This window comes from Vibrio sp. HENC-03, assembly GCF_000305755.2.
Classification (GTDB): domain Bacteria; phylum Pseudomonadota; class Gammaproteobacteria; order Enterobacterales; family Vibrionaceae; genus Vibrio; species Vibrio owensii.
The window spans coordinates 68,583-95,501 of the sequence record NZ_JH976079.1 but is presented as its reverse complement, the minus strand read 5'-3'; the positions used below and the strand labels follow the sequence as shown (position 1 = coordinate 95,501).

26 protein-coding genes and 1 pseudogene are annotated in these 26,919 nt (G+C 44.7%); 12 read left to right on the top strand and 15 right to left on the bottom strand.

The window, feature by feature from the left end; all coding sequences use genetic code 11:
- Window positions 1-40: 40 nt before the first annotated feature.
- The 4 genes from VCHENC03_RS17970 (at window position 41) to VCHENC03_RS17985 (ending at window position 4,416) form a co-directional block, all read left to right on the top strand.
- A complete protein-coding gene (locus tag VCHENC03_RS17970; protein WP_009705293.1) occupies window positions 41-2,185 on the top strand; it encodes a serine/threonine-protein kinase in 2,145 nt (714 codons plus the stop codon).
- Window positions 2,186-2,307: 122 nt separating this feature from the next.
- On the top strand, window positions 2,308-3,852 hold the full coding sequence (locus VCHENC03_RS17975; RefSeq protein WP_009705292.1) for a response regulator: 1,545 nt from the start codon (window positions 2,308-2,310) through the stop codon (window positions 3,850-3,852).
- A 3-nt stretch (window positions 3,853-3,855) separates the two neighbouring features.
- Window positions 3,856-4,191 carry an Hpt domain-containing protein gene (locus tag VCHENC03_RS17980; RefSeq protein ID WP_009705291.1) on the top strand — a complete coding sequence of 112 codons (336 nt, stop codon included), beginning with the start codon at window positions 3,856-3,858 and terminating at the stop codon, window positions 4,189-4,191.
- 45 nt (window positions 4,192-4,236) lie between these two features.
- Window positions 4,237-4,416 (top strand): hypothetical protein, encoded by a 180-nt coding sequence (locus tag VCHENC03_RS17985; protein ID WP_009705290.1) that lies wholly within the window; start codon window positions 4,237-4,239, stop codon window positions 4,414-4,416.
- Between the two features lie 96 nt (window positions 4,417-4,512).
- Here the strand turns inward: VCHENC03_RS17985 and VCHENC03_RS0125530 are convergent, their stop codons facing one another.
- The 4 genes from VCHENC03_RS0125530 to VCHENC03_RS18000 form a co-directional block, all read right to left on the bottom strand.
- Entirely contained in the window at window positions 4,513-4,854 is a 342-nt protein-coding gene (locus VCHENC03_RS0125530; protein ID WP_009705289.1) for a GNAT family N-acetyltransferase, read from the bottom strand.
- Window positions 4,855-4,996: 142 nt separating this feature from the next.
- Window positions 4,997-5,518, bottom strand: coding sequence for a GNAT family N-acetyltransferase (locus VCHENC03_RS17990; RefSeq protein WP_009705288.1), 522 nt, complete (start codon window positions 5,516-5,518; stop codon window positions 4,997-4,999).
- Window positions 5,515-5,853 carry a DUF3465 domain-containing protein gene (locus VCHENC03_RS17995; protein WP_020196297.1) on the bottom strand — a complete coding sequence of 113 codons (339 nt, stop codon included), beginning with the start codon at window positions 5,851-5,853 and terminating at the stop codon, window positions 5,515-5,517. Before VCHENC03_RS17995 ends, VCHENC03_RS17990 begins: the two co-directional genes overlap by 4 nt.
- Before the next feature lie 87 nt (window positions 5,854-5,940).
- Window positions 5,941-6,456: a hypothetical protein gene (locus VCHENC03_RS18000; RefSeq protein WP_009705286.1), complete on the bottom strand. Its 516-nt coding sequence runs from the start codon at window positions 6,454-6,456 to the stop codon at window positions 5,941-5,943.
- Window positions 6,457-6,747: 291 nt separating this feature from the next.
- Here VCHENC03_RS18000 and gloA point away from each other — a divergent pair.
- Window positions 6,748-7,134 (top strand): annotated as a pseudogene (gloA, locus tag VCHENC03_RS0125525) (lactoylglutathione lyase).
- Between the two features lie 11 nt (window positions 7,135-7,145).
- Window positions 7,146-8,246 carry an alkene reductase gene (locus VCHENC03_RS18005; RefSeq protein WP_009705284.1) on the top strand — a complete coding sequence of 367 codons (1,101 nt, stop codon included), beginning with the start codon at window positions 7,146-7,148 and terminating at the stop codon, window positions 8,244-8,246.
- Between the two features lie 149 nt (window positions 8,247-8,395).
- Here the strand turns inward: VCHENC03_RS18005 and VCHENC03_RS18010 are convergent, their stop codons facing one another.
- A complete protein-coding gene (locus VCHENC03_RS18010; RefSeq protein WP_005441361.1) occupies window positions 8,396-8,671 on the bottom strand; it encodes a nitrogenase-stabilizing/protective protein NifW in 276 nt (91 codons plus the stop codon).
- 255 nt (window positions 8,672-8,926) lie between these two features.
- Here VCHENC03_RS18010 and VCHENC03_RS18015 point away from each other — a divergent pair, with 255 nt between their 5' ends.
- Window positions 8,927-10,774 (top strand): acyltransferase family protein, encoded by a 1,848-nt coding sequence (locus VCHENC03_RS18015; protein ID WP_009705283.1) that lies wholly within the window; start codon window positions 8,927-8,929, stop codon window positions 10,772-10,774.
- A 47-nt stretch (window positions 10,775-10,821) separates the two neighbouring features.
- Here the strand turns inward: VCHENC03_RS18015 and VCHENC03_RS18020 are convergent, their stop codons facing one another.
- From VCHENC03_RS18020 to VCHENC03_RS18030, 3 genes are all read right to left on the bottom strand, one after another.
- A complete protein-coding gene (locus tag VCHENC03_RS18020) occupies window positions 10,822-11,292 on the bottom strand; it encodes an RES family NAD+ phosphorylase (protein WP_005447071.1) in 471 nt (156 codons plus the stop codon).
- Window position 11,293: 1 nt separating this feature from the next.
- A complete protein-coding gene (gene parS / locus VCHENC03_RS18025) occupies window positions 11,294-11,746 on the bottom strand; it encodes a type II RES/Xre toxin-antitoxin system antitoxin (RefSeq protein ID WP_005426938.1) in 453 nt (150 codons plus the stop codon).
- Between the two features lie 113 nt (window positions 11,747-11,859).
- A complete protein-coding gene (locus VCHENC03_RS18030) occupies window positions 11,860-13,401 on the bottom strand; it encodes a glutamate synthase-related protein (RefSeq protein WP_032802375.1) in 1,542 nt (513 codons plus the stop codon).
- A 129-nt stretch (window positions 13,402-13,530) separates the two neighbouring features.
- Between VCHENC03_RS18030 and VCHENC03_RS18035 the strand changes: the two genes are divergently transcribed.
- Window positions 13,531-14,010, top strand: a complete 480-nt coding sequence (locus tag VCHENC03_RS18035; RefSeq protein WP_009699021.1) for an aminoacyl-tRNA deacylase — start codon at window positions 13,531-13,533, stop codon at window positions 14,008-14,010.
- A gap of 87 nt (window positions 14,011-14,097) precedes the next feature.
- Here VCHENC03_RS18035 and VCHENC03_RS18040 read toward each other — a convergent pair whose 3' ends face one another.
- A complete protein-coding gene (locus VCHENC03_RS18040; protein ID WP_032802374.1) occupies window positions 14,098-15,075 on the bottom strand; it encodes a ribonuclease Z in 978 nt (325 codons plus the stop codon).
- Window positions 15,076-15,543: 468 nt separating this feature from the next.
- On the opposite strand from VCHENC03_RS18040, the gene VCHENC03_RS18045 reads away from it, so the two are divergent.
- Window positions 15,544-16,830: an outer membrane protein transport protein gene (locus tag VCHENC03_RS18045; protein WP_032802373.1), complete on the top strand. Its 1,287-nt coding sequence runs from the start codon at window positions 15,544-15,546 to the stop codon at window positions 16,828-16,830.
- A 45-nt stretch (window positions 16,831-16,875) separates the two neighbouring features.
- Window positions 16,876-19,593, top strand: a complete 2,718-nt coding sequence (locus VCHENC03_RS18050) for an SO2930 family diheme c-type cytochrome (protein ID WP_009705279.1) — start codon at window positions 16,876-16,878, stop codon at window positions 19,591-19,593.
- Window positions 19,594-19,718: 125 nt separating this feature from the next.
- On the opposite strand, the gene VCHENC03_RS18055 is transcribed toward VCHENC03_RS18050, so the two are convergent.
- The 4 genes from VCHENC03_RS18055 to VCHENC03_RS18070 form a co-directional block, all read right to left on the bottom strand.
- Window positions 19,719-21,131 carry a coniferyl aldehyde dehydrogenase gene (locus tag VCHENC03_RS18055; RefSeq protein WP_009705278.1) on the bottom strand — a complete coding sequence of 471 codons (1,413 nt, stop codon included), beginning with the start codon at window positions 21,129-21,131 and terminating at the stop codon, window positions 19,719-19,721.
- A 128-nt stretch (window positions 21,132-21,259) separates the two neighbouring features.
- Complete coding sequence (locus tag VCHENC03_RS18060) at window positions 21,260-21,670, bottom strand: GNAT family N-acetyltransferase (protein ID WP_005441349.1); 411 nt, start codon at window positions 21,668-21,670, stop codon at window positions 21,260-21,262.
- A 173-nt stretch (window positions 21,671-21,843) separates the two neighbouring features.
- Complete coding sequence (locus VCHENC03_RS18065) at window positions 21,844-22,431, bottom strand: GNAT family N-acetyltransferase (RefSeq protein ID WP_009705277.1); 588 nt, start codon at window positions 22,429-22,431, stop codon at window positions 21,844-21,846.
- A gap of 16 nt (window positions 22,432-22,447) precedes the next feature.
- Entirely contained in the window at window positions 22,448-22,900 is a 453-nt protein-coding gene (locus VCHENC03_RS18070) for an NUDIX hydrolase (protein ID WP_009705276.1), read from the bottom strand.
- Window positions 22,901-23,050: 150 nt separating this feature from the next.
- On the opposite strand from VCHENC03_RS18070, the gene VCHENC03_RS18075 reads away from it, so the two are divergent.
- Entirely contained in the window at window positions 23,051-23,950 is a 900-nt protein-coding gene (locus VCHENC03_RS18075; RefSeq protein ID WP_009705275.1) for a DMT family transporter, read from the top strand.
- An 89-nt stretch (window positions 23,951-24,039) separates the two neighbouring features.
- On the opposite strand, the gene VCHENC03_RS18080 is transcribed toward VCHENC03_RS18075, so the two are convergent.
- Entirely contained in the window at window positions 24,040-24,354 is a 315-nt protein-coding gene (locus tag VCHENC03_RS18080) for a DMT family transporter (RefSeq protein WP_005441333.1), read from the bottom strand.
- Between the two features lie 368 nt (window positions 24,355-24,722).
- On the opposite strand from VCHENC03_RS18080, the gene VCHENC03_RS18085 reads away from it, so the two are divergent.
- Window positions 24,723-26,087, top strand: coding sequence for an endonuclease/exonuclease/phosphatase family protein (locus tag VCHENC03_RS18085; RefSeq protein WP_009705274.1), 1,365 nt, complete (start codon window positions 24,723-24,725; stop codon window positions 26,085-26,087).
- 75 nt (window positions 26,088-26,162) lie between these two features.
- Here VCHENC03_RS18085 and VCHENC03_RS18090 read toward each other — a convergent pair whose 3' ends face one another.
- Window positions 26,163-26,702: a phosphatase PAP2 family protein gene (locus tag VCHENC03_RS18090; protein ID WP_009705273.1), complete on the bottom strand. Its 540-nt coding sequence runs from the start codon at window positions 26,700-26,702 to the stop codon at window positions 26,163-26,165.
- Between the last annotated feature and the right edge of the window lie 217 nt (window positions 26,703-26,919).

Here is a 26,919-nt window from a genome sequence, read left to right as displayed (position 1 = left end):
AATTATATATTCACACCATCATTTTATATGGAGGCTCGTGATGGACGACCAAAGTAAAAACAATTCTATAAATAAAGATTCGAATGGTGATAAAACAAAAATTGTAAAGACTCAAAAAAGAGAAAATACAAACGACAAGATGGGTAATATAAATAATGAAGGCTCAGCCCAAAATAATAATGAGACAAATACAAAAGTGTCTCATAATCAAAACACTATTCCACCAGTGGGTAACCCTCACTCTAACTTCGAGAACAGCGCTCATAAAAAGCGTCCTGATTCTTTACTCGGTGAGACAATCAAAAACCGGTATGAAATCGAGTCTTTAATTGGTCATGGTGGTTTGTGTGATGTCTTTTTAGCGAAAGACAAGATCCTCGAATCGTCCGGTTCCGATACTCCATATGTCGCACTTAAAGTTCTCCAGAATGAGTATGCCTCGCAGCCTGAGACCGCACGCATGCTGATTCGTGAAGCACAACAAACTCAGAAGTTAAGCCACCCGAATATTATCCGCGTTTACGACTTTGGTGTTGATGGTGACATTTATTTCCTTGTTATGGAGTACGTTGATGGTGAAACTTTGGAAGGGATAATTCAACGCTCTCGACCGGACGGGTTAAGATACAACGCTGCCCTATCGATTCTTAATCAAACACTGGACGCGTTGTCGTATGCGCATTCACTCGGCGTCGTTCATGCCGATTTAAAACCTGCCAACATCATCCTAACGTCAGAGGGAAAGGTAAAACTGTTAGATTTTGGTGTATCGAAAACTCAGCAATTAAAGCATGACCAATACGCCGCTAAGCGCAAGTCCCAAGATACAGACACACTTGGCTATACGCCAAATTATGCGTCATTAGACATTTTATCAGGTAAAGAGCCTAAATTCAGTGACGACCTTTTTGCCTTCTTCTGCATTACTTTTGAGCTTTTAAGCTGCAAGCATCCTTATGGTCGAACTCCTGCCGATGAAGCGTTGAAAAAAGGCATTAAAGTGAGGAAGCCAACTAATTTACCTTTCTCAAAGTGGAGTCTATTCGCTAATGCTTTTGCAACAGGAACCGTACCTCAAGGCTTGAACTGTGTTGGCATAAAAGCGCGACTCAATAGAAACCGTTGGCCTTTGTACTCTGGTATTGCTGCTAGTGTCGCTTTATTGGCGGCACTTGGCATGTTCTATCAACAGCAACAAGGTACGATCTCCAAACTAAACCTAGCACTGGCAGAGAAAGAGCAAACGATCGAGTTGGCCGAACAGTTACTCAATACATTACCAGAAGACACAAAAGCATTAATAGATGACAAACAAGGGCTACACCCTGTGATTGAGGCGGGCTTCCTACGCCTGTATAAGCCCCACCTCTTGGGCGAGTTTGAGTCGAAAATTGATGATGTACTGAATTCCGATGTCACCACTTACCCAAATTACGATCAAATTGAATCCATCTTGCAACAAGCAAAGGTTTACTACCCTGACTCACACAAAATTGAAGTGTTGGCATTGGATATTCAATCAAGTAAACATTCAACGCTTCTTTCGATTGCACGTCAGATAAACAGCCACTTAGAAAAATCCGTTTATGCTCAGGTTGAAGGTGAGAAATCGATCTATGATCTCAAGAAAGAGCTGCAAGAGATCCACCGAGAATACCCATTCACACCAAGCTCTCTGGCTAGTGAAGTATTTGGGCAGCATTTGAATGACGCACTTCAACTGAGAGATGCTGCCGCTTTGGTTACCTTGATTAAGGTTGGAAATACGTTCTTTTCTGAATCTGAAGAACACCAAGAAAACTTGGCTTTCAGCAATGCGATGAAAGATGCCGTGTTGGAAATGAAGCTGTATGAGACAGCCAAAGACAGCACTAACCCACTTGCTTTCCCCTCGGATGCCGCCCGCCTTCTCTATCAAGAAGAGTTTGAAGGGCTGCACTACCGCCTAAAACAGGCTCGCACGACTGTAAATCTCGATAAGTTAGTAAAAGACATTGACGCGTTTGCCGAGAACTTTCCGCCTGGTTTTCAAGACATTAACGACCTTAGGTTCCAAACTGCTGATAAATACCTTCAGTTTTCCGATATCTTGCTGAATAAACGAAAATCCAAGAGTGCAAGGCGTGCAATGAAAAAGGCGAACGAGCTATTAAAACGGTTAGAAAGTGACGCAGAACAGAGTTAATGACTACAAAAGTTGATGAGGGGCATATCGCCCCTTCTTTGTCGCAAAAACCACTTGCCTTTATGCAAACTGATGACTAACTTTATTTTAGAGTGTGCTAATCCGTATAAATAGGTAGAAGTTTGACCGCAGGGAAGATCGAAGTCGATAACATCAGCATTTTAGTCATTGATGACTGCTCAACATCAGCGACGTTGATCAAGCATCAACTGGTTTCGCTCGGGGCAAAATTGTCGAACATCACTTGTGTGAATAGCGCTCAAGAAGCATTGAACGCGGTGAAAACACGCTTTTACTCATTTATTGTGATGGACTATCACCTATCGACTAAGTTGACTGGGCTTGATTTGATCAATTTGATGAGCCGAGCCAAGTTAATCTCGGACACCACTGCGGTTCTTATGATATCTGGTGACGCTACGCAGGAAACGGTACTGACTGCCCTCTCTGGCCGAGTAAGACACCTTCTTACCAAACCACTTCAAACCAAAGCGTTGAAGAACAAGATGCTTGCTGCATTACAAGAGCAGCATAACCTTGCGGAAGTACGTCAATCACTGGGTAAATGTAGTACACTCACTCTCGCTGAAGTAGCGCGCCTACATAAAAAGTATGCGACGAGCGTTTGTGTAGAATCACTGCTTATCGATACCTTGGTCGAGACTCAGCAGTTTGATGTGCTTGAGAACTTCCTTCCCTTCTGCAATGACAAAGAGCACGCGAGCCGGATCTGCGCCGAAGCCTTTTTACTCCATAGACAAGGAAAGATCAGAGAAGCGGTGGATGTGTTGGCAAACTATGTCACGCATAACCCTCTTTGTTTGAGAGCAATTGATAATCTCGTTGGTTTATACGAAACACTTGGCCAGCACAATAATGCGTCCATTCTGGCAAACCGAGCGTTTGAGCTTACACCAAGCAGTAGCGCACGTATGGTCACTGTTTCTCGAATAGTATCCAAGCTTGGACAGATAGAAAGGCTATACGAGGTTGGGTATCTGTATGCCTCGAATGTCTCTTCAACTGATACCCTCTGGTTGTCTGCGATGAATTCGTATGTTGATTTAATTAATGAACACTTCAAGACGCTTTCGAGTGCCAACGAGAAGAAAAAAGTACTTATAAAACTGAATGAATTTTGCTTACTGGCAGAGAAACAACTGAACCGAAATCAGCAAGTCGATTTAGCGGCCTTCAAGCAAATGATGCAATGCAAGTTGTTGTTGCTTGAAGCGCGACCAGAATACGCGCACAGAAAGCTGATGAAGTCTCTCAGCTACTACTATGCAACGCCAAATAAAACCCCGTTGCCCTTGCTAAAACAAGCGATTCCATTGATGGATTTCTTCGGTGAATTCGCAATTAAACAGAGCTTACTGGCACTACTCGCGGCAAAGTCTGGAGTGCCGATGAAGCAAAGCGCTCAAGGAGACAACAACGACAAGCGCTTGAGGGATAGATACCCGTTCTCAACTGAAATGCGCCTCAAAAAACTCTCTGATAACAGCATTGATGCAACAGATATTATATTGGACGAGAGCATTGAGTTTCTTTCTCAGCGTCCTTTACCACCCAATTGGTCTAACTGGCTCAAAGATTACCTGTCCGGCTCTTACTCGTCCCAGTTGCCAACCCCTTTTAACCTACAAGCCACACAGTGGAGATGAGCAATGATCAATTTCGAAGTACTCAATACTTATATGGACAACGATGTCGATATTATCTTTGCTGTTTTCTCAACCTATATGGAAGACTACGAAGATGGATTGGACCGTATTAATCAGCTTAACCAAGACCAAAATTGGCCTGAGTTGTTCCTACTGTCACACAGTCTAAAAGGCATCCTTTCAAGCTTTGGAGAGGAGTCAGCAGTATCAGCACTTAACAATATAGAGGAGCACACAAGAGATAATATCGCACCAGATAGCGGGGATCTGGCTATAGTTAATAAAGAGTTGGTTACGATAAACCAACAGATAACTGATTACTTATCCAACATGGATTAGTGACAAAACAATAAAAAATATTACGTTAATTGGAAATGCTAGGCTATGAACAACACAAATTTTAAAGAGTTGATAGATTCGCTTAAGGATCTGACGCCAACTCAAAAAAAATACTTAATAAGCCAGACGCGGCTTTCTTTAGAAGAAAGTGAAGTCCTGAAAAACAAAGACTTACTGACACCTGAAGAGCTCGAATTATTGCTTGCTGTAACAAACGCAAAATGAAAGACCGATAGAGGGAGCTAGACGCGACCATTACGGTTTTTCAAATTCTGAATCAGAGGGGTTAGCTGTGCTGACCCCTTTTTCATGGTATCTGCGTTAGAGTTCGATGATTGCCAACATATCTTCACCATCTTCATCCAGACCAACTTCTTCAAAACCAAACTGACTGTAGAAAGGCTTGGCGACTGGATTAGTCGGGTTGTAACAGATCTCTATTTGTTTGATATTGGGCGCTTGTTTGATCTCTTCTATTGCCAGTTTTAATGCAACTCGCCCTATTCCTTTGTTTTGGTGTTTGGCATCGACCATAAAACGCCAAATAGAAACTTTATCTCTTCCTTCATGAACCCACATGAAAAAACCAACGGCTTCCTCGTCTAGATAGATTGCACGAACTACATGGCCTTCGTTGTAGAAAGACTCCAGCAGCGACCACATGTTGCATGCTACAAATTCTTCTTATGGTTTCGTTACGTCCAAGTCGCAGACGAGTTCATAGTTTTGTTTCGTAACCTCTCTCAGAGAGACATTCATGGCATCCTTTCCTTAATCATGTCTAATTCGATATTTTCTATGATGGTTAGTACATATACCCCAACCAATCGAGTGCACCCTTTGTCACTATTTGACCACGCAATGGTTTCACATAAAGGTCATTGAGCCTTTCTTCCGCGACGCCATAATTTTTGTGTTCGTGCACTCTCAACCAGGCCGCGTCTGCCTCAAAACACTGAAATCCGTTTTTTATATAAAGCGAAGGATCGTCAGCTATAAGAATTATTAAATCAACGTCTTTGTCTTGGGCATACTCTGTAACACGAGTAAGCATTGTTGAAGCGACACCTTTCCTTTGGAAATCAGTATCAACGCATAAATCGATGATCCCCAACACTTTGGTTGGCTGTTCATTCAAGTTCATCACGCGGTAGTCCAACCCCATATAGCCAATCAGCTTTGTACCTTGAAACTCAAGAGCACGATAATGAGGTAACTGTTTGTAATAAGAGCGGTCTGACTGATGTTCAGGAAATGCGGCATTTCGTAAATGCTTGATGGCTAGATGCTCGGCGGGGCTTAAATCTAGCTCCGGAACAATGTTCATTGGTACGTTCGACCATTATGTTTCAACCAACCACCTTCGTGGCGTCCTTGTGGATCGTGGTGCGTCCAGTGCAAGACACCACCTTTTGAATTCCACTCATATTCACCATTAAATTCAATACGGTCGCCAACGTTCAGATTCGCAACTCTTGGAGCCAAGTCAATATTGTGAGCAACCAAAAGCGTTTGGCGAGATTCTAGCTTAAGGATGAATTTTTGATGTCTCGAGCCAACGTTGTCATCTCGTAACACACGAATGACCACACCTGAACCTCGAACTTGTACATCACTTTGCTGCGACTGATAAGCTTGCTTCAATACTTGGTCATTCGCCATTGATACACTCGGTATTACAGCCAAACTGCCGAGTATTAATGCCAATAGAAACTTACTTTTCTTCATAGTTTGTTGCCTTGTATTTCTCTAAATTCTGGTTTGAGTCATTGATTGAGCACTATCCGCTTGTTGGATTTCTTCTAGCTCTTTGATATCGATTTGATCGACTTCTCGATTGAGGATTCGTTTGTACTCAACAAGAGAGCTTGCATTGATGACCGGCAAAGTTAGCCCATAAAAATCACGCTGTACGGATTTGGACAAATTAATATCAAGCGATACCCATTGTTGGTTTGAGGTGTTGAAAATCTTCGTCCCCGGAGTTAATCCGATTTCAATTTTCTGGTTTTCATAAATCAGCTGAAGGTATTCTAAGTCCCACCCTTCTTCACAGTAGTGTTTGAGCGGTTTACTTACAAAAGGTTGAAAGAACGGTAGAAGCGCATGTACATCCTCTTTTTCAATATAGAGGTCAATGTCAGCAATAGGCCGAGAACCGCCATGAAGGTGGGCGGCGAAACCTCCGACAATCTGGTAACGAATATCTTGCTTATCCAGAATTCCTTTCAGCCAAGACATTGCACGATACACTGATTCATTCATCCGCTGTCCTTTTGTTTTCATTAGTATGCATTCAACCCAATAATCAATCACTGTAAGTAATTTATATTAAAAATAAAAGGTTAAAGTGCCTCGCGCTTTTACTTCGATTAATGAGCCACCAAAATGATCAAATACCCTACGATTTTGATAACAGAATATTATACAAACAATAATCAATGATAATTTCATGTTTGCATGTAATACCTTTATCTTTAGCTTCAACAACGTTGCTTGTTGAAATGCCTTTGTCACACCGACATTGCCTCACAAGCCGAGATAAGAAGGTTAAATATGAAATTTCTTCACACTATGATCCGCGTGGCTGACCTGGATAAGTCCATCGAGTTTTACACCAAAGTTCTTGGTATGAGCGAGCTTGATCGCTTCTAAAACACAGAATACCGTTACACTCTCGTGTTTGTCGGTAACGCAGACCAACCAGGCAGCGCGACGATTGAACTGACTTACAACTGGGACACAGACAGCTATGACCTAGGTAATGCGTTCGGTCACATGGCATTAGGTTGTGAAGATATTTACGCTGCATGCGACAAAATCAAAGCACTTGGTGGCAATGTCACTCGTGAACCAGGTCCAATGAAAGGCGGTGAAACTCATATCGCATTCATCAAAGACCCTGACGGTTACCAAATCGAATTGATTCAAACAAGCAAATAACGAGGTTAGTCATGAAAGATACATTGTTTCAACCTGTACAACTTGGTTCTCTAACGCTTCAGAACCGTATCGTTATGCCGCCAATGACTCGCTCTCGTGCAAGCCAGCCTGGTAACGTCGCAAACGACATGATGGCTGAGTACTATGCACAGCGCGCATCTGCGGGCTTGATTGTTGCAGAAGGCACACAGATTTCACCTATGGGTCAAGGTTACGCTTGGACACCGGGTATTTACAGCCAAGAACAAATCGCAGGCTGGAAAAAAGTCACTGACGCAGTACACGCAAAAGGCGGTGCGATCTTCGCTCAGCTTTGGCACGTAGGCCGTGTGACCCACCCTGACAACATTGGCGGTGAGCAACCAATTTCTTCTTCTGCACTGAAAGCAGAAAACGTGAAAGTGTTTATCGATAACGGCACGGATGAACCTGGTTTTGTTGACGTGGTAGAACCACGTGAGATGACGAAAGAAGACATCAAAGTGGTTATCGAAGAGTACCGTCAAGCGGCATTGAATGCGATTGAAGCGGGCTTTGATGGCATTGAGCTGCACGCAGCGAACGGCTACCTTGTAAACCAATTCATCGATTCTGAAGCAAACAACCGTACAGATGAATACGGTGGTTCAGTTGAAAACCGTCTACGCTTCTTGGGTGAAGTGGTTGAAGCGATGACTCAAGCGATTGGTGCTGATCGCGTTGGTGTTCGTCTTGCTCCGTTTACGTCACTAAACGGTACTGTAGATAAAACACCAGTAGAAACTTACACAGCTGCTGCTGCGCTGCTTGATAAGCTAAACGTTGTTTACATGCACATTGCAGAAGTAGACTGGGATGACGCACCAGATACGCCTGCTGAGTTCAAAACAGCCGTTCGTGAAGCTTACAAAGGCACCATCATCTATGCAGGTCGCTACAACACAGAGAAAGCGGCTGAAGCTCTAGAAAGTGGCTTGGCAGATATGGTTGGCTTTGGTCGTCCTTTCATCGCGAACCCTGACCTACCGAACCGTATCAAGAACGATTACCCATTAGCAGCTCACGATCCTGCGACGCTGTTTGGTGGTAACGAAAAAGGTCTGTTGGATTACCCGACTTACCAAGCAAACTAAACCGTTGAGCTTGCCTAGTTCAGCCGACTTATTTGAATAGGCAAGTTGAATAGTTAAAAACCCCGCAGATGAGTTTGAATGCATCTGCGGGGTTTCTTTTTTAGCGCCCAGTGTTATCAGGCATTATGGCTTGGGTATTGAAATGCGTTCTAACGACGCTGACAAGAAGTGCAACCACGACAAGCCGAGCGTGTGGTTTTATCCAACAAACTTCGCTGCACTTTGCAGTATGCGTTCTTTAATGCACGGCGAGCCGCAAACCAATCTTCAGGCTTAGTCAGAATCAAATAGCCATTGAAGCGCTTCACTAACTCCACTCTGTGTTTATCAATAAAGCGGCTGTCAAAACCAATATCGAAGTAATCCAAAGCTTCTTCGATACAAGTAAAGCTGGCAATCTTGGCTTGAATATCGTTTTGGCTCATAGCCTCGTTTCTGAGTTTGTTCACTTAGCTTGCAGTATAAAAACTTCCGTTCAACCGTTCTTTGATTTACATCCGTAGCACGTCATTTTGCTAGAAAGCGCCGAGTTTTAAATTTTCAAAATGAAAATCAATATAAGAAGTCAACCTGCAAAACTCTTCTCATCTTCAGAATGCTTTTTAACTCACTGATTTTATGAGCCTAATTTTTGGTGCGCATTTTGCGTTAGTGAGTTTGTTGACTAGGGAGAGATGATGATGACTTACCGAGCAGAAATAGATGGATTAAGAGCGATTGCCGTCATATTGGTGATCTTCTTCCACGCAGACATCGAAGCGTTCGCTGGTGGCTTTATTGGCGTAGACGTGTTCTTCGTGATCAGTGGCTATTTAATTACCACAATTGTGATAAACGATTTGGATAAGAACCAATTCAGCCTTGCTGATTTCTACGAGCGCCGTATTCGTAGGATTCTGCCCTTACTGCTGCTGGTTATTGCAGTATGTTACCTACTCTCTTGGTGGTTGTTCCTTCCACATGCACACAAAGAGGTGGGCGAGTTTTCTGTGTCTTCCATTCTGTCCGCTTCTAATGTTTTGCTTTACCTCAAAGGGCACAATTATTTTGGGCTGGAAGAACAAGCCAATCCGCTCTTTCATACTTGGAGCTTAGGTGTGGAGGAACAATACTACATTGTAATCCCTCTTCTGCTTATGCTTCTGGCACGAGGCAAGCTCATGTCTTACCTCACCTTCTTCATTGCGGTGTTTGCATTAAGCCTGATGACTATTTGGTACGCCAGTGGTGATCCTGATTTCGCCTTTTACATGATTTTCTCTCGTGCGTGGGAACTGGCAGCGGGCTCTCTGATTGCCCTAGTGATGCGCAAAACCGTCATCAAACCCAACAATACCTTAGCTATGATTGGTTTAACCCTAGTTCTCGCCTCTGCTTTGTTGTTTGATAAATCAAAAGATGGCGCTGGGCTCATGCTGTTAATCCCTGTGATTGGCACCGCACTTATCATTTTGTTTTCATCCAAAGACAACACGTTGGGTAAAGCTCTAAGCCTCAAATCAGTGGTTTTTGTTGGGTTGATCAGCTATAGCCTTTATTTATGGCATATACCATTGCTGGTTTTTTATCGATATGTGCTGACCGCAGGACAAGAGTTCAGCCTAGCGTTTTATCTTGTCGCTCTATTTGCCTTTTCTTACTTAACTTGGCGCTTTGTTGAAAAACCTTTCCGTAGCCGCAAGAAAATCGGCATGAGCACACTTGCTGCTTCACTTGTGTTAATCACCCTGCCGTTGCTTGCTTTTGGTGTCGTCGGTCATAAAAATGGAGGCTTTCCCGACCGTAGTGCGTTTTTCGAAGCTATGCGTGTAAACAATGGCTATGGCATTGCATGTAATGGTAATACAACCATCAACGACACTTGTTCATCATCTTCAGAGCCTACTGTCGCAGTATTGGGTAACAGCCACAGCATGGTCTTTGTTCAGCAACTCTCGAATGACACGCCAACGGGAGTTGTCCAGCTTACGCAAGATTCTTGTGCGGTGGGTTATGTCGACATGATTGCAGGAGTCAAAAATCTATCGTGTCGAAGCTTCTTCACCGATGCAGTCGAAACTATTCTGAATACGCCTTCAATTCGACGTGTGGTGATTTCTTCTAACTTCAATAAAGAGCTCTCTAAGCAAGATTACCAAGCTTCGCTCACCCATCTATTGAATGAGTTAGAAGATAGAGAGATCGTTGTCTTTGGTCCGACACCTTCTGCACCGCATGCTATTGGCGAATGCTTATGGAAAGCACAATTATTTGGTGATAACAAAGGCAATGAATGTGACTTTTCGCCGAAGCAGTCACACCCGCATCATGTAGCAACGCTGGCAGCGTACTTTGAACAATTTGAACATGTGGAGTTTGTCGACCTTACTAACTACATCTGCCAACAGGGCAAATGCGCAATGAAAGTGGGCAGTAACAATGCCATGTACACCGATGCAAGCCACCTCTCTTACAAAGGGGCTGAAATTGTATTGAGTAGCTATCAAAAGGAGTTGAGTGACAATCAACAACTCACTGCTCAGCATTAACGCAATGACAAAAGAAAGCTCAGCGCGAATTCAAACGCTGAGCTTTTCTATTTGAAGATTCTTGGGTCGAAAGCAAAATCAAGCTTCTCTGCTTTCTTCAGGATGTCTTTCATCTTGGGATGGTTTGGATTGACGACGTAGTTGTTGTCACGAGGCGAAATCGTTGAAGGCACTTGCAGTGCAGCAAACTCAGGATGTGGATCGTTGAGAAACTGGTCGCCGATGTATTGTGTGGATTCACTAGCAGGAATGGAGCGCCAAGTGACTGGTAAGTCTTCTTCATCCAGTGCAGCAATTAAGTACTCTGGCATCTCGATACGATACAAATCGTAAAGCTTGGTGATCGCCGGATCGTTGTTTACATGAACGAAAACTTCTAACGAGCATAGAGATTCGGATTGAGAAAAGTACAATGCTTCGGTTCCTTTCGAGTTCCATCGCCCACCGTATAACTTGGCACCGATTGGGCTAAATGGAGACTCAGAGAACTTCTTTTGAGTCAGTCGATAGAGCTTCATATTACGAGAATACCCCGTGCTCTAGTCGTCCAATCAAATCTTTGACGATTTCAAAATCAACCGTGGTAGAAACCATGTCTAGTGGACGCTTGCCACCCAAACCGTAAACATTTTCCCGCATCCAACCTAGCGCGCGTTCTTCATCATCAAACAGTTCTGTTGCTAGCTTAAGTAGCATAGCTAAACGATAGATGGCATCACTCTCTTGCGTGTTGAAGCGCTCTTCGTTTTTGAGTCGACGTTTGATGGTGCTCACCGGGATCAATGTGACGTGTTGGAATTCACTTTGAGAAAGCTTCACACGCTCGACGATATTACGGTATACCTTTGGCTCAAACCCTTTATGAACCGCATCGGTACGACCGGTTTCGGCATCTTCAATGCCCAGCATAAACCAAAAGTTTGCCTTGTGAGGCAGTTTCGGTTTAAAGCTTTTTAATGTTGCCGTTGCCATACTGAGCTCCTACAGACCAAATGGTCTTAATATTATGGTCCATATGAGCTCAATTATCAATCGTACAAATTGCAGCCACAGTAAAACGGGCACGAATCAGAACAAGAGAAACGTTAAGGCTTGTCTACGCCTGCGTATTTCACCCCAGAAAGCAACGCCATATCGCGATTCCAAGTGGCGAGGTCGTGTTGATTAAACTTGCTGAGATCATCGTGTCCACACGCTCTTGCCATCACTTGCATCAACTCAACCGAGGCTTCAAAGAAGTTCTTCAATTGAACCGAGGCTTTATCCACATTCAACCGCTGTCTTAAGTCGGCTTTTTGTGTCGCAATGCCTGCTGGACAATTGTTGGTATTACACATTCTCGCGGCTACACAACCTATCGACTGCATTGCACTGTTAGAAATCGCAACGCCATCTGCACCGAGCGCCATCGCTTTTACAAAGTCCATTGGAACACGCAGTCCACCCGTGACAATTAACGTGACACGGTCACTCTTACCTTGTGCATCCAGATAGCGTCTTGCTCTAGCGAGAGCGGGAATGGTTGGCACGCTGATGTGATCACGGAACATAGCAGGCGCTGCGCCCGTACCTCCTCCACGACCATCCAAAATGATGTAGTCTGCGCTGGCATCAAGTGCGAACTGAATATCTTCTTCGATATGGTTTGCACTGAGCTTGAAGCCTATCGGGATACCGCCTGTCACTTCACGTACCCGATCTGCAAACTTTTTGAAATCTTCTGCGGTATGCAGATCTTTAAACGTCGGTGGTGAAATCGCAGATTGCCCTTCGGGAATGCCACGCACTTGCGATATTTTACCCACATTTTTATTGGCTGGTAGATGGCCACCAGTCCCTGTTTTTGCTCCCTGCCCACCTTTGAAGTGGAAGGCTTGAACATTGAGCAACTTAGATTCGTCGTAACCAAATTGCGCACTCGCTAGTTCATAGAAATAACGGGAGTTCGCCGCTTGTTCTTCTGGCAACATGCCACCTTCTCCGGAGCAGATTCCGGTTCCGGCTAACTCCGCCCCTTTCGCGAGTGAGATTTTGGCTTCTTCTGATAACGCGCCAAAGCTCATGTCAGAGACAAACAACGGAATTTTGAGCACTAACGGCTTCTTCGCTTTGGGACCAATTACCAATTCAGTTTTGACTAGCACATCCTCCATCAGAGGTTTGGTTGCCATTTGTGCGACCATCATTTGCAGTTCATCCCAATGTGGCAATTGGTCTCTCGGCACTCCCATCGCCGTCATCGGTCCATGATGCCCTAACTTTGATAGCCCTTCTCTTGCCAGTTGGTGAATAAACTCAACTGTGGGTTCTTCTTGCGTCGCCACTGCAATTGGGATTTCGTTATGTCCGGCTTGGATACCCGGACCTTCTTGTCCCACTTGCTCAGAGGTGAACTGCTTATGCGTCCCATCGCATAAAGGCGCATTTGCGGTGTGTTTACACTGACACAGATACGCATCTTCATCCTTCTCAGCGACAAAGCTCATGGGTTTAAAATCGGTTCCGGCGTGGGAGCCATCACAATAAGGTTGGTTCTTAGATCGCCCGCATCGACAAAAGTAATATTCTTGTCCTTGCACAAGCTCAACTTTGATGGGTTTGTTATCCGCTATTACTGGTTTGCTCATTTTGCTTCCCTTTTTCAATGCCATACTCTGTGGTTGGCTTCCAGTAAGCGTAGAACAGCTCAAGTAAAACGTCTGGGGAATAGAGATTTACCTATACTTTATGTGGGTCTCAACACTCAGGAGGCTAACATGACCATGTCAACCCGGCTCGACCACTATTTGACTGAGCACCATATTCACTTTCAAACCGTGAATCACAGTCATAGTAATAGTTCGCTGCAAAGCGGTGTTGCAGCGGGTATCCCTCTCAATAACTTGGCAAAAGGCGTGATTTTGGAAGATCACCAAGGTCGTCATATGATGGCTGTCTTGCCTGCGAATAATAAAATCAGCTTGTCTCGATTGAATGACGAGCTCAACGCCTCTTTCCATTTAATCAAAGAAAGAGAAGTCTATCGTTTGTTTACCGATTGCGATAACGGCGCGATACCTCCGGTGGGTAGCGCTTATCACATGGCAACCATTTGCGATGAAATGCTCGCCAATTTAGAGCATGTATATTTGGAAGCAGGCGATCACGAAACCTTGATTAAGCTGGATAAAGAAGCGTTCCGTGAACTGATGGGAGAAAGTCGTTTTCTACGTTTTAGTAGTCAGGTATTTCATTAGTCTTAAGCTGCAATGAATGCAGTGCCTAGAACAAGTTGGCTCTTGTTGTGACGATTTCATTTTGAATTGCTTTCGCGACAAGAGCCTTTATTCGTTCTTATCTTTAGCGTCTTTAACCTCCTCAACCAAACCCGCTCTGTCAATTCGATAATGCGCGAGATCGTGAGCAAGAAAGAGATGACCAGAGTAAGCAGTTTGAGCTTCTTGCCGAATCTGCTCAATCGACACTTCCGCTTCAGGGCTGAATTGATAGCGAGGACTAAAGTGAGTGAGAATCAAGCTCGGAATTTGCTTTGTCTGCGCATAACTGGCAACTTGTGAGGAATAGGCGTGACCGACTTCTCCTGCTCGCTCTTTCATCGCTTCTGAGTACGTTGATTCGTGTACCAACAGATGCGCGCCTTCAATTAGACTATCGAGTTTCTCTGGGGTGTCGTTATCACCACAAATGATCGCTTTTCTCGGTGGATGTGCAAGCTTAGTAAACGCATTACTCATTAAGGTTTGACCTTGGTACTCCACATCATTCCCCCGCACAAGCTCTCCCCAGATTGGTCCCCTCGGTATGTTCAATTGCTCAAGCTTATCGATGTCTGGATACATGCGAATGGTTGATTCTTCAAAACAGTAAGCAAAGCTAGGAACACGATGGGAAAGTGCGGTAGCGGTAATCGTAAACTGACCAATTTCAATCGAATCAAACTGTTCGGCTTCAATGAAGTGAAGCTCAAATGGCAGATAGAGTTTGGTGAACGCTTGAGTCGCTTCAAACCACTGTTTAATCCCTTCTGGCGCAATGATCGTCAGAGGATCTTTGCGGTTGTTCATGCCTGCACTGGCGAGTAAGCCCGGTAAGCCATAACAATGGTCGCCATGAATATGGGTAATACAAATAACTCGTAAATAATTAAGTGATAACGGAGTGTATAGCAATTGGTGCTGAGTCGCCTCTCCGCAGTCAACTAGAAACCACCCTTTTCCCTTGCTCTCCAGCAAAGCAGTCGCAGAAACATTACGGGATTTAGTTGGAACCCCAGAGGACGTTCCTAAGAAATACAGCTCCATATGACTTCCCATTCCTTAAGTAAAAGCTCTAATCACTCATAAAGTTTAGCATTCGATTCAGTGATAAATTGCATGATTCTGACCGATTTTAACACTAAGCTTTAAATATCAATTAAACACTCGTTTAAAACAAGCGTACAAAAATACACTGATTACCATTCACTATTCTATAACACTTAAGCCGCACTTTTTGAGTGGACATCAAACACCATAGGGCTGTTTCGTGAAAAATCTACAATGTATAAATCGAGCTTAACTATAACATTTACAGATATTTACACCCAAAACTACAAACCATTAGTTATATGAGATGGTAATAACAAATCCTGAAATTCAATGTTACAAATATGTTAATTGTTTTTATGCTTGAGCTGAGTGTTTAGCAAATAACCTACTCATCCCCTGTATAGGTTATCAGGCACTTTTATTTAAAACGCATCCTAAAAACACATGGAGTTTCAGAGTGATATGAAGACAAGGAATGCAAAACTCGCGCTTGCAATAGGTATAGCGCTCAGCTCCCCTAAGTTATACGCCGCTGGATTTCAATTATCCGAACATTCAGCCGCTGGCCTAGGGCGCGCTAATGCAGGCGAAGCCGCCATAGCAGACGGTGCATCAGTAGTCGCACATAACCCTGCAGCCATTACGATGTTCGATTCTTATCAATTGTCCGTAGGTGCTGCTTACATCATGCCAGAGGTTCGCGTAACCGGTAACGGACCTTCAGAGTCCTTCAATAATCAGCTAACCAACAATGACGTCGTCGACAATGTGGTTGTGCCATCTTTTTATATCGCAGCCCCAATCAATGACTCGTGGTCATGGGGGCTTGGTATCTTCACTGACTTTGGTTTGGCAACCGAATACCCTGATGACTATTTAGCCGGACCGATTGGTGGGGAAACCAGTTTAGAAACGATTAATTTTAACCCTACCATCGCCTACCGAATCAACGAAGAGTTCAGTGTTGGTGCTGGCGCTAGCATTGTTTATGGTAAAGCCAAGCTCACACGTACGTTGGGTATTCTTGCCGATGCGATTAATGCTGATACGGGCGCAAATTTTGCTCGCACCGACGTGGCGAAATCACTCGATGGTGATGGCTGGGGTTACGGTTTTAACCTCGGCGCACTTTGGGAGATCAACGAGAGGCACCGTTTCGGGTTAAGCTATCGCTCTAAAGTGGATGTGGATTTTGAAGGCGATTATTACTCAGATATTCCAAGTGCGATTTCGACGCCGGGTCAAACCGTGACGGGTGACCTAACCCTAAACCTGCCGAGCATTACTGAGTTCTCTGGTTTCCATCAGATCACTGACCCACTGGCTATTCACTACAGTGTAATGATGACGGGTTGGGATGTGTTTGAAGAAATCCGCGCCACCGTTGATGGGCAAGAAGTTCTACAAAAGGATGAGAACTTCGAAAATGCCTTCAAATATGCGTTTGGAGCAACTTACCAACTCAACCCTTCCTTCACTCTGCGCGCCGGTATTGCTTACGACGAAACGCCTAATGTGAACAACAAGAGCATTAGCTTGCCAGATTCCGACCGAATCAATTACAGCTTTGGTGCCACGTACGCCTTCAATCAAAACAGCCGAATCGACTTTGGATTCACCTTTATTGATGCCGAAGAAGTCACGTTCACTGAGCCGCTTGAGCCGCACGCTCTACCGGGTGTTGATATCGCTTATCGCTCCGAAGGGGACGCCTACATATACGGAATCCAATACAACCACTCTTTCTAATTATTCCTGACTGAGTCAATAACACTAATTACAGGGAAGCAAATCATGCACGGAATAAACAAAACGGTTGTCGCTGCACTCATCAGTTCCGGTCTTTTGATGGGTTGTAACAGTGACGATTATGATGAACCGCAAACCTCTAGCGGTTATGAATTATCTGAGTACGGTACACCAGAATTATGTGGCAACGGTCAGGAATGGGCGAGCGCAGAACAAGTCACCGCAATTGAAAACCTGGTCGAACTTGCCGAAGACAACAGCGTGGTAACACTGCCCGCTGGTTGTTTCAAAATGAACAATCAATTGACGGTCGATTCAAAGAATAACCTCGTGTTACGTGGTGCAGGTATTGACCAAACCTACCTCGACTTCAGTGGCGTGGATGGCAAAGATGGTATTGCCATCAGTGGTGGTTCGAACATCACCGTCTCCGATCTCCAAATTGCGGAAGCCTCTAAAAACGGTCTTAAAGCCGACGGGGTTGAAGGCATCATTATTCGTGATGTCGCGGCGGTTTGGCTCGAAGTGCCTCGTGCACGTGACGAAGATGGTAACCTACGCGGCACTTACGGCATCTATCCAGTAAAATCTCAAAACGTCTTGATTGAAGATACATGGAGTTATGGCAGTGCCGATGCGGGTATCTATGTGGGTCAAACCATCGGTGCGGTTATCCGTGACAACGTAGCGGAAAAGAACATCGCCGGTATCGAGATTGAAAACAGTTCGAATGTGGATGTCTACGACAACTTAGCGCTTGGAAACACGGGCGGTGTGCTGCTATTTGACCTACCGGGCGCTACCACTATTGGTCGCTTAATTGATGATGTACGTATCTTTGATAACGTCATTCGTGACAACAACTTAGAGAATTATGTTGATACCACCTGTCAAAATGGACTAGGTGGCTGTGGCGTGGTGGGCATCGTTCCTCCTGGTACTGGCGTCGTCATTCTGTCTGGACGTAATAGTGAGTTCTTCAACAACACGATTACTAACCACGACTCAATGGCACTTGCGATGACGAGTTACTTGTTAGTGAACGGCGATCCTAACGCTTACAGTCCGCTCAATGGGACATCTGAAGGCAATGCCGTTATGCAGGGCTGGAACCCTGTTCCGACCAATATGTATTTCCACGACAACACCATTACCAACACGGGCGCCAATCCAAATGGTTCTCTGATTGAAGATATGATTTTAGCGTACACGTTAAATCATCAAGCCTTCCCTGCTCTGTTTTATGATGGCGCTGGTGAGTCACTGATTCGTTCACAAATGTTTGCACCATTGCGTGATGCGCTCAACGGTATGACAGGAACAACCAACTGGAATTACCTTACCGAGTTTACCGATGCAGATAGCAACTGTTTAGTAAACAATGGCGCAAGTGTCGGTGTACTAGTTGATAACATGGATCCAACCGCGATTGGTCGTTATGCGGAAAACCCAGCCAACGCAGATTTCTTATATGAGAACGAGCAAACAACGCTACTTACCGCAGGTTGTGATTCTAAGACGCCATTAGACATCAATACCGTCACAATTAATGGCGTGGTTTATGGTTACAATCAAACCGAAGACGGAGCGACGGATCCTGATAATCCAGATACACCAAACGGTATCGTCGGCAACGCAAGCTGTACCTTAGACGACGTGACGGGTATTAACTGGGATGCGATTACTCGTGAAAGCGCGACATACGGTGAAAACTGTGTGAGCTTGTCGCAATACAATCTATTTGAAGATGCCAAAGATCCAACACAAAACCTCAATTTAGCGGCGTCTGCGAAAGGTACTTTGTATGAGATGAACGTTGAACTCTTTACTGACTACGCACGCAAATACCGCTTTGTTGTGATGCCGAACGAAGCCTCTGCAGGCTATCGTGAGCAAGAGGTGTTCGACTTCCCAGTCGGTACCGTGTTGATTAAAACCTTTGCGCTACCTTCGAGCACTGAGAATGCCCGTGGTGAAAACGAAGAGCTCATTGAGACTCGCCTATTGATTCGTCGTGACAGCGGTTGGATTGCCCTGCCTTACGTATGGAACGAGGACAAAACCGACGCCTACCTGACTGCCGTATCGGTACCCTTTGAGCGCAGCGTAGAACACAATGGCGAGACACTGAACTTTACTTATGAAGTACCAAGCCGAAATGAGTGTACCTTGTGTCACAAAGTAGAATCTGATGTCTCCGATCCTACTGGTAACACACAGCCAAAAGGTTTCTCTCCTATTGGTCCTAAAGCACGTAACCTAAACAGTGTTCAGGATGTCTCTGATGGCTCACCAGTTAACCAGCTTGTGCATTGGGAAACGCTAGGGCTATTTACAGAAGCTTTACCAGATACGCCGGAGAACTTACCTAAGACCCCTGTGTTCGATACCGAAGCGGGAGCGAACAATCTAACGGACACTGAGCTATTGGATTATGCCAAAGCATACCTTGATGTGAACTGTGCGCACTGTCACCGCACCGAAGGTAAAGCGGCGAGCAACCCGTTCAAGTTTGAATACTGGCGTGAAGGGATCAGTGAAATGGGCATCTGTGCTCGTGGTATCACCTTCCACAAAGGCCCATCTCCGTACGTGATTGTACCGGGTGATCCAGAAAACTCTGTGTTGCACTACCGCATCAATGTCGACAACGGAAATATGATGCCAGAACTAGGCAGACACGTTGTTCATGATGAAGGTGTTCAGTTAATTGCCGATTGGATTAACTCGATTGATACCACAGGCTGGAACTGCGTAGAGTAATAACATCAATGGCTACCGAATGTTTAGGTAGCCATTAACTTACTTCAACAACCCGATTTAACAACAAACAAAAACCGCCTCACTGGGCGGTTTTCTTATTCTTGGGTGTTCCAATATCAGTGGCGTTAACGCATAAAGAATTTCTGTAATGCTTTGATGGCCATGCCACGTCGTTCCATCAACATACCTACACGAGGTAACCACGTTGGTGTATTTAGAACAGTTTTGGCGTGGCTAAAGGTTCTAAAACCTTCCTCGCCATGGTAGTGGCCGATACCAGATTCACCAATACCACCAAATGGCGCGTCTTCCGCACCAACGTGCAAGATGGTGTCATTCACCCCAACACCGCCACTGTGGGTATTACGGGTAATATGCTCAATAACACTCTTATCTTCTGACATGATGTAAAGCGCAAGTGGGCGTTGGTTCTGGTTGATGTAGTCGATGGCCTCCTGGATCTCACGGTAAGACTTGATTGGCATAAGAGGACCAAAAATCTCTTCCTGCATAATGGTCATCTCTTCCGAAACATTGGTCACTAGGTGCGGATACAATAGTCGCCCCTCTGTGCTCGTCTCGGACACGGTATGTATTTCTGCACCCTTGGCTTTGGCATCTTCCAATACTGCCTTTAAACGGTCGTACTGGCGCTGATTGATGATATGAGTAAAGCCTTGGTCATCCTGACCTTTGAGGTACAGCGCTTCAAAACGTTGTAGGAACAACGCGACAAACTCGTTGATTCTTCCCTCTGGTACAAAGGCATAATCTGGAGCAACACAGATTTGTCCAGCATTGATGCATTTACCAAATAGAATCGCATCAACTGCTTTGTTCAAGTTAGCGTCATCTGCCACGATCACCGGTGACTTACCACCGAGCTCCAACGTAATTGGAGTTAAATTCTCAGCAGCAGCACGAGCAACCGCGCGACCAACGTTGGTTGATCCTGTAAACAGCAGATGATCAAACGGCAATTTACTGAACGCTTGAGCAACTTCCGCTTCGCCCTCTACGACTTCAACATCTTCAGGCAATGCTCGACAAATCTCAGAAATCACTTTGTTGGTCATAGGGGTGCATTCAGAGAGTTTCATCATCACTCGGTTACCAGCTGCAAGCGCGGTCACTAATGGCGATAAACTGAGAATGACTGGGAAGTTCCAAGGCGAAATGATGCCAACCACGCCAACCGGTTGATATTCAACGGTGACTTTTGAAGGAGCAAGCAACAAACCTGCATGACGACGACTTGGCTTACACCATTTATTGAGGCGTTTCAGGGTGTAATTGATTTGCGCAACCGTCGGCAATACATCCGTCATTGCCGTATCAAATTCAGAGCGATAACCGAAATCGGCGCTTAACGCTTCCACCAAGTCTTGCTGGTTATTTAAGATGGTTTGTTTAAGGAGAGTCAGCTTTTGCTTTCTCGAATCCAAGCTCGGATAAGGATCCGTGTTGTATCCGGCTTTGAGCTTATCTAACTTTTGTTGCAGCAGTTGACCAACTTCGACGTCTACGATCGCATTCATGATTTTCTCCTTGTACCCCTTACAACTGGCAATGTCGCACTTATGTACGATTTAAACTTAACATAGGTGCAACATTGTGACTATTTAAGAGGTTAGGAAGTTAGAGTTGAAACTCAGATTTCTGTTCATTAGAGCGCAAGCTTCATTTTAAAATACGGCACTTCCGATTTGTAAAAACGTTCACCTTCTGTATGCATTCCAAAACGTTCGTAAAAGATGAGCGCCGATTCTCTTGCATCACACCAAAAATACTCGACAGGAGATAGCTTCAAGTTCACCAAAATATAGCGAACCATTGAAGAGCCAATACCTTGCCCTTGATAATCAGGTAATATGGCGAACTTACGCAGCCGAGCTTGATTGTCGTCAAGGTATATCGACGCAACGCCGACTAAAACGTCATCAACAAACGCACCATAATGCTCTGCTTCTTCATCACCCTCTACGTGGCAATGTTCCACAGGCTTGTTAGGCCATAATACTTGGTGTCGGATAGGCATGGCTTGCTGCCACGTGATCCGGTTAATTGCAATTTCCATCTCTAAATACCAATGAGTACTCATTCATCGCTGCAATAATGGATTATCTTTTCGAACATGATAAGTTTCTTATCACGAAAACCTGAATGCAGTTTGTAATTTGTGACAAAGGCTTAAATCGAACAATTTACAACCATCACGCCCCTTTTCCAGTAGGCTCAAATTTGTTGCGGTTATACACGCTCTTCTAGCGAATGGCTCGTCCTTGGGTGTGCTTCAAATACCAACTCATAAACTCCTAACCTCTGACGAGAGTCGAGCATTTCAAAATCATGGTCTATGTATTCCTTTAATACCGCCCCTGCTCGCTCTGCAATCTTGATGCTCGGAACATTGCCTTCCATACAATGGAATTGAATCGCACTTGTCTGCCCTCGCTCACGAACCAATGGCAATAGAACAGATAAAACGTGATCAATAATGCGATGACCACGCCCCTGTTCGGCAAGCCAATATCCCACTTCCGCCACACCCGTTTCTTGGTTCACGCCTTTCATACCGAGCACACCAACAAAGTTCTGATCGAGGCGAATGGCAAACCAATACGCCTCAAACGCGTTAGAGTTAATACGTTGAGATATATAAGCGACGGCTTCTCTGCGATTCGTCACCCAATCCGTCCAAGGCAAATATTGTGACAAGTGTTCACGGCTCTTATTCACCGCAGCAAGCAAAGGGGTCGCATGCTTCGTCAATAAAGGCTCAACGGAAATGCGCTCTGTGATTTGTCGCAATTGGTGTTTTTCATATCCTTGGTACATCTGAGAACTCGTTGACCTACTTTTGTTTAATCACTGTGAATGGCGAAGGTTTGCTTTCAACATAGTGCTTCCATACATGCTCGTATAGTTGATGTTGATTGGCAAATGGTGCGAGCTGTTTGGCTTCTTCTAATGTACACCAACGATAATCCGTATGTTCGTGATTTAGCGTCACCATTTGATTCGGTTTGCAGAACAAGACAAAACAAGGAATGACCATGATTCGATTCTTGTGTGCCTCATAAAACTGTTCTAAAAAATCGGCGCTATGGAGCTCTACATCTTCGATTTGTGTCTCTTCCTTAAGCTCTCGTACGATGGCTTGCCAGCCAGTTTCGCCCTCTTCCACACCACCAGCGACATGACACCAATAACCACCTTTGACTCGCTCTAACAACAGCATTTTCTTTATGCCGTCGAATTCGGAAATCACCACACCAGACACATGCGTTGCTTGAATAGGAATCATCCCTTTCTCCTTATGTATTTATTGTTTTTATATCTGAACGAGACAGTCTACCTTGGTTCAAGAAGATCCGGAGTCTTAATCACAAGGTGCTGATCTTTTTGTCAGTCTAGTATGCTAAAGTGCGATCTCCCTCAATAAACGAGCAGTAAGATGCCTAACTCAATCAATTCGATGATTCCCATTGGCGTGCGCTTTATGGTGCTGTCCGCTTTTGGCTTTGCACTAATGTCTGCCACCGTAAAGCACGTTAGCTTGCACGGCATTCCTGTATTTGAAATCGTAGCAGCAAGGGCACTGGTCTCATTGGTGATCAGTTATCTCGATGTAAAGCGCAAAGGCATTTCGGTTTGGGGTAATAATAAACCTCTCCTTTTCGCGCGAGGCGCTGTAGGCACCATGGCTTTGATGTGCGTGTACTATTCCGTTACAACGTTACCACTAGCTGAAGCGACCATTTTCCAGTACATCCACCCTGTATTTACTGCCTTACTTGCGGTTTTCTTCCTTAAAGAACGTATCCAGTCTTCGACGTTTATCTGTATCGCTCTGTGTTTGCTTGGGGTATACGTGATGGTGAGGCCAGAAACCGGCCCAGACGCCGAACATGCTTTACCCATGTTCAGTGTGATGATCGCCATCTTAGGTGCTTTTGGTAGCTCCATCGCGTACGTAATCGTACGTAAGTTAAGTCAGACCGAAGACAGCTCGGTGATCATTTTTTACTTCCCCTTGGTGGCACTGCCTGCATCGATTCTTTTGATTGGGGATCAATTCGTCATGCCAGATTTGTATCTGACCATGATGCTCGTTTTAGTCGGCGTCTTTACGCAAATAGGACAACTGGGCCTCACGAAAGCAATGCAAACACAAGAAGCAGGAAAAGCATCGGCTTATTCTTATGTACAGATCATTTTCTCTGTCGTTTTGGGCATCGTCTTCTTTGGTGAATTACCTTCGGCGTGGACATACTTAGGTGGCGCATTAATCGTGACAGGCGCGCTGATCAACGTATTTGGTCAGCATCTCAAGTTGCCGTTTATAAAACGATAGCAATCGCCCTTCTACTTACGTTTCGTTTGAACGAAAAACAATAAAGCCAGAGCATCACTCTGGCTTTTCTTTTGGCTGTATTTGTAACGCTAAGCTGCGAACTTCAAACCCGCGATACCAGCAACAATGAGCAGTAAACTGATAAGCTTGATTAACGTGGCAGGCTCATTAAATAAATAGATACTGGCAATTGCGGTACCTATCGCACCAATACCTACCCAAACGCCATAAGCAACACCTAACGGTAACGTTCTAAGCGCTATACCCAGTAACCAAAAGCTTAACCCCATAAATCCAATAGTGAATGCAGACGGTGCAAGCTTACTAAAACCTTCGGTATATTTGAGCCCGACCGCCCATGCGACTTCGCATAGACCAGCAAGAAAAAGAATTGCCCAAGCCATTTAGAGATTCCTAACGATTGGGGTCGTCCCCGAGAAAGAAAAGAGCGGTGAGGTCGTCCTCACTTCTGTTAGACGCCTAGTATAAAGAAAAATTTCCCACTACTAAAACTCAGATGAGTAACGAACAAAATCTATCCAAACCGATTAATATGAAATATAAATCCAATCACATTAAATAAAATAGACATCATTATTTAACAGTTTGAATATAACCTTCTGCTGTTGAAAATGATGCGTTTATTGCATTAATCACACAAAAGTTAAGCAAACGTGTAACTACGCAATCGTTTGTGTGACCTAGATCGCTTACAAAAGCTACTGATAACTTTAGTATTTGCGCGAATCCAATTATAAGGTATGACATACCCATGAAATACATCAAAACTCCTCTTGCTCTCCTTGTTGGTGCAGCGCTTTTAACTGGCTGTAATGACGACACTGAATACGTAGATGTTCAACCTAAAGAAGTAAAGATCGCCACTTATAACCTCTCTTTTGATCGCAGTACTTTTGAAGACCTTGTCGCTGAAATGCAGGTAGAGCCAGCAAAACAAACTGAGCTTGTCACCGCTTACCTTGATGGCACCATCGCGGATGAAGACAAAACAATGGCTGAGAAAGTCATTCAGATCCGTAACGTTGCTGCAATCATTCAGAAGAACCGTCCTGACGTTCTTATGATGGCGGAATACAACAACGACGGTAATGGTGAAGATATGGTTGCTTTGGAAGGTTTCCAAAACAACTACCTATCTGTTGCGCAAAGTCTTGACGGTGCAGGTGGTGATGCAAACTTAGAACCAATCGAGTACCCTTACGCCGAGTCTTACTCAACAAACACAGGCCTAAACAGTGGTCTTGACCTAGATAACAACGGCACAGCTGGCCAGCTTCCTGGCGATGCTTGGGGCTTTGGTTTCTACCACGGCCAATACGCTTTCGCGTTGATGTCTAAATACGAGATCGACACAGAAAACACTCGTACTTTCCAAGAGTTCAAATGGAAAGACATGGAAGGCGCAGAAATCCCTAAAATCACAATCTGTGACGGCTCACAAACCATTCCAGATGGCATGAAGTGTGGTGACGATTGGTACACTGCTGAAGAGTGGGACGTCGTTCGCCTGTCGTCTAAAAACCACGTAGATGCACCAATTATTATTCCTACCGAGAAAGGCGACGAAGTTGTTCACCTACTGATGTCTCACCCTACTCCACCAGTATTCGATCCAGGCAAGAACAAAGTTCAAAACGGAGCTGAAGTTGAGTTCTGGCATCACTATGTACAAGGCAAAGAGTATTTCTACGATGACGCTGGCAACAAAGGTGGTCTGACAGAAGGTGCAAAATTCGTCATGATGGGTGACCAAAACCTTGATCCATTAGATGGCGACGGCTTTAGTGACATCATGCAAGCATTCCATAATGATCCACTAGTAAACCAAGAAGTGATGAACGGTGAGCTTTACCCAACTAGCTTCGGTGCTGCGGAACACGCAGTAGATAGCAGTTCTACTCACCCAATCCCTAACCGCATCACTTCGACGTTCGGTCTGGGTGTTGACTATGCAATGCCTTCAGCAAACCTAAACGTGGTTGATTCTGGCGTTTACTGGGCTGCATCATACGAAGAAGGTCGTAAACTGTTTAACGATGACCGCATTGGTAAATACGGTAATGGTAAAGATGTTTCTTCTGACCACCGTATGATCTGGATTAAAGCTCAGTTCTAAAACGCGAACACGCTAACATTCAGATACAACAAAGCCTCGGTTTATGCCGAGGCTTTTTGTTTTTCAACGTTCAAACTACCAGCGGTATGTAAGTGATACACCCATATCTTCGCTCGTCACCCAAGGAACGAGTTGAACACTTTCATCATAAGCGTCAGTGAACACGTATGCGGTCAAGGTTCCTAAAGCGGCGCCAGCAAGCACATCGCGCCAATAGTGTTTCTTCGCCTCAACTCGACCAACACCAACTAAGGTCGCGACCCCATAAGCAGGTAAGCCCGCTTCCCAACCATAGCGTAAATAGAGGTTTGTCGCCGAAGCAAAAGCGTTAGCCGTATGGTTAGAAGGGAAACTGTCATTACCACTTTTGTCAGGACGCTCCGCATCGATGGTCGTTTTACCAATCAAACCAATTCCTGACGCAGCGCCAATACTGAAACCAGCTTGCCAAAAACCTTCCCAGTCCCCTTTATATGCAGGTATTGCGGCAGCCGTTGCAACCAAACCATAAGCACCGATATCGGTAAGCACGTCCCAATCTTTTTCACTCATCGCGTTTGCCGATTGGACGCCAAAAATAGAGACAACACCAACTAAACGTACAACTTTCTTCATTAATACAACCAATTAGAATTTATATGCGCGCGAAAACTACCACAGCCATCGCCATTGTTCGACTGGAAACTGTAACAATTAAAACGTGAATTGATTGTGAAAAAAAAGCCAACCACAAGAGATGTGATTGGCTGTATATACGTGTGAACAATTGGGTTCACTAACAACGTCAGTTGGCTAGGTGACCCTCGGCTTAAAAGGGTCACTATAACTAAAG

Coding starts and splice junctions, on each gene's coding strand:
- VCHENC03_RS17970 (WP_009705293.1), top strand. CDS start 41: ATGGACGACCAAAGTAAAAACAATTCTATAAATAAAGATTCGAATGGT.
- VCHENC03_RS17980 (WP_009705291.1), top strand. CDS start 3,856: ATGATCAATTTCGAAGTACTCAATACTTATATGGACAACGATGTCGAT.
- VCHENC03_RS17985 (WP_009705290.1), top strand. CDS start 4,237: ATGAACAACACAAATTTTAAAGAGTTGATAGATTCGCTTAAGGATCTG.
- VCHENC03_RS0125530 (WP_009705289.1), bottom strand. CDS start 4,854: ATGTGGTCGCTGCTGGAGTCTTTCTACAACGAAGGCCATGTAGTTCGT.
- VCHENC03_RS17990 (WP_009705288.1), bottom strand. CDS start 5,518: ATGAACATTGTTCCGGAGCTAGATTTAAGCCCCGCCGAGCATCTAGCC.
- VCHENC03_RS17995 (WP_020196297.1), bottom strand. CDS start 5,853: ATGGCGAATGACCAAGTATTGAAGCAAGCTTATCAGTCGCAGCAAAGT.
- VCHENC03_RS18000 (WP_009705286.1), bottom strand. CDS start 6,456: ATGAATGAATCAGTGTATCGTGCAATGTCTTGGCTGAAAGGAATTCTG.
- VCHENC03_RS18005 (WP_009705284.1), top strand. CDS start 7,146: ATGAAAGATACATTGTTTCAACCTGTACAACTTGGTTCTCTAACGCTT.
- VCHENC03_RS18010 (WP_005441361.1), bottom strand. CDS start 8,671: ATGAGCCAAAACGATATTCAAGCCAAGATTGCCAGCTTTACTTGTATC.
- VCHENC03_RS18015 (WP_009705283.1), top strand. CDS start 8,927: ATGACTTACCGAGCAGAAATAGATGGATTAAGAGCGATTGCCGTCATA.
- VCHENC03_RS18020 (WP_005447071.1), bottom strand. CDS start 11,292: ATGAAGCTCTATCGACTGACTCAAAAGAAGTTCTCTGAGTCTCCATTT.
- parS (WP_005426938.1), bottom strand. CDS start 11,746: ATGGCAACGGCAACATTAAAAAGCTTTAAACCGAAACTGCCTCACAAG.
- VCHENC03_RS18030 (WP_032802375.1), bottom strand. CDS start 13,401: ATGAGCAAACCAGTAATAGCGGATAACAAACCCATCAAAGTTGAGCTT.
- VCHENC03_RS18035 (WP_009699021.1), top strand. CDS start 13,531: ATGACCATGTCAACCCGGCTCGACCACTATTTGACTGAGCACCATATT.
- VCHENC03_RS18040 (WP_032802374.1), bottom strand. CDS start 15,075: ATGGAGCTGTATTTCTTAGGAACGTCCTCTGGGGTTCCAACTAAATCC.
- VCHENC03_RS18045 (WP_032802373.1), top strand. CDS start 15,544: ATGAAGACAAGGAATGCAAAACTCGCGCTTGCAATAGGTATAGCGCTC.
- VCHENC03_RS18050 (WP_009705279.1), top strand. CDS start 16,876: ATGCACGGAATAAACAAAACGGTTGTCGCTGCACTCATCAGTTCCGGT.
- VCHENC03_RS18055 (WP_009705278.1), bottom strand. CDS start 21,131: ATGAATGCGATCGTAGACGTCGAAGTTGGTCAACTGCTGCAACAAAAG.
- VCHENC03_RS18060 (WP_005441349.1), bottom strand. CDS start 21,670: ATGGAAATTGCAATTAACCGGATCACGTGGCAGCAAGCCATGCCTATC.
- VCHENC03_RS18065 (WP_009705277.1), bottom strand. CDS start 22,431: ATGTACCAAGGATATGAAAAACACCAATTGCGACAAATCACAGAGCGC.
- VCHENC03_RS18070 (WP_009705276.1), bottom strand. CDS start 22,900: ATGATTCCTATTCAAGCAACGCATGTGTCTGGTGTGGTGATTTCCGAA.
- VCHENC03_RS18075 (WP_009705275.1), top strand. CDS start 23,051: ATGCCTAACTCAATCAATTCGATGATTCCCATTGGCGTGCGCTTTATG.
- VCHENC03_RS18080 (WP_005441333.1), bottom strand. CDS start 24,354: ATGGCTTGGGCAATTCTTTTTCTTGCTGGTCTATGCGAAGTCGCATGG.
- VCHENC03_RS18085 (WP_009705274.1), top strand. CDS start 24,723: ATGAAATACATCAAAACTCCTCTTGCTCTCCTTGTTGGTGCAGCGCTT.
- VCHENC03_RS18090 (WP_009705273.1), bottom strand. CDS start 26,702: ATGAAGAAAGTTGTACGTTTAGTTGGTGTTGTCTCTATTTTTGGCGTC.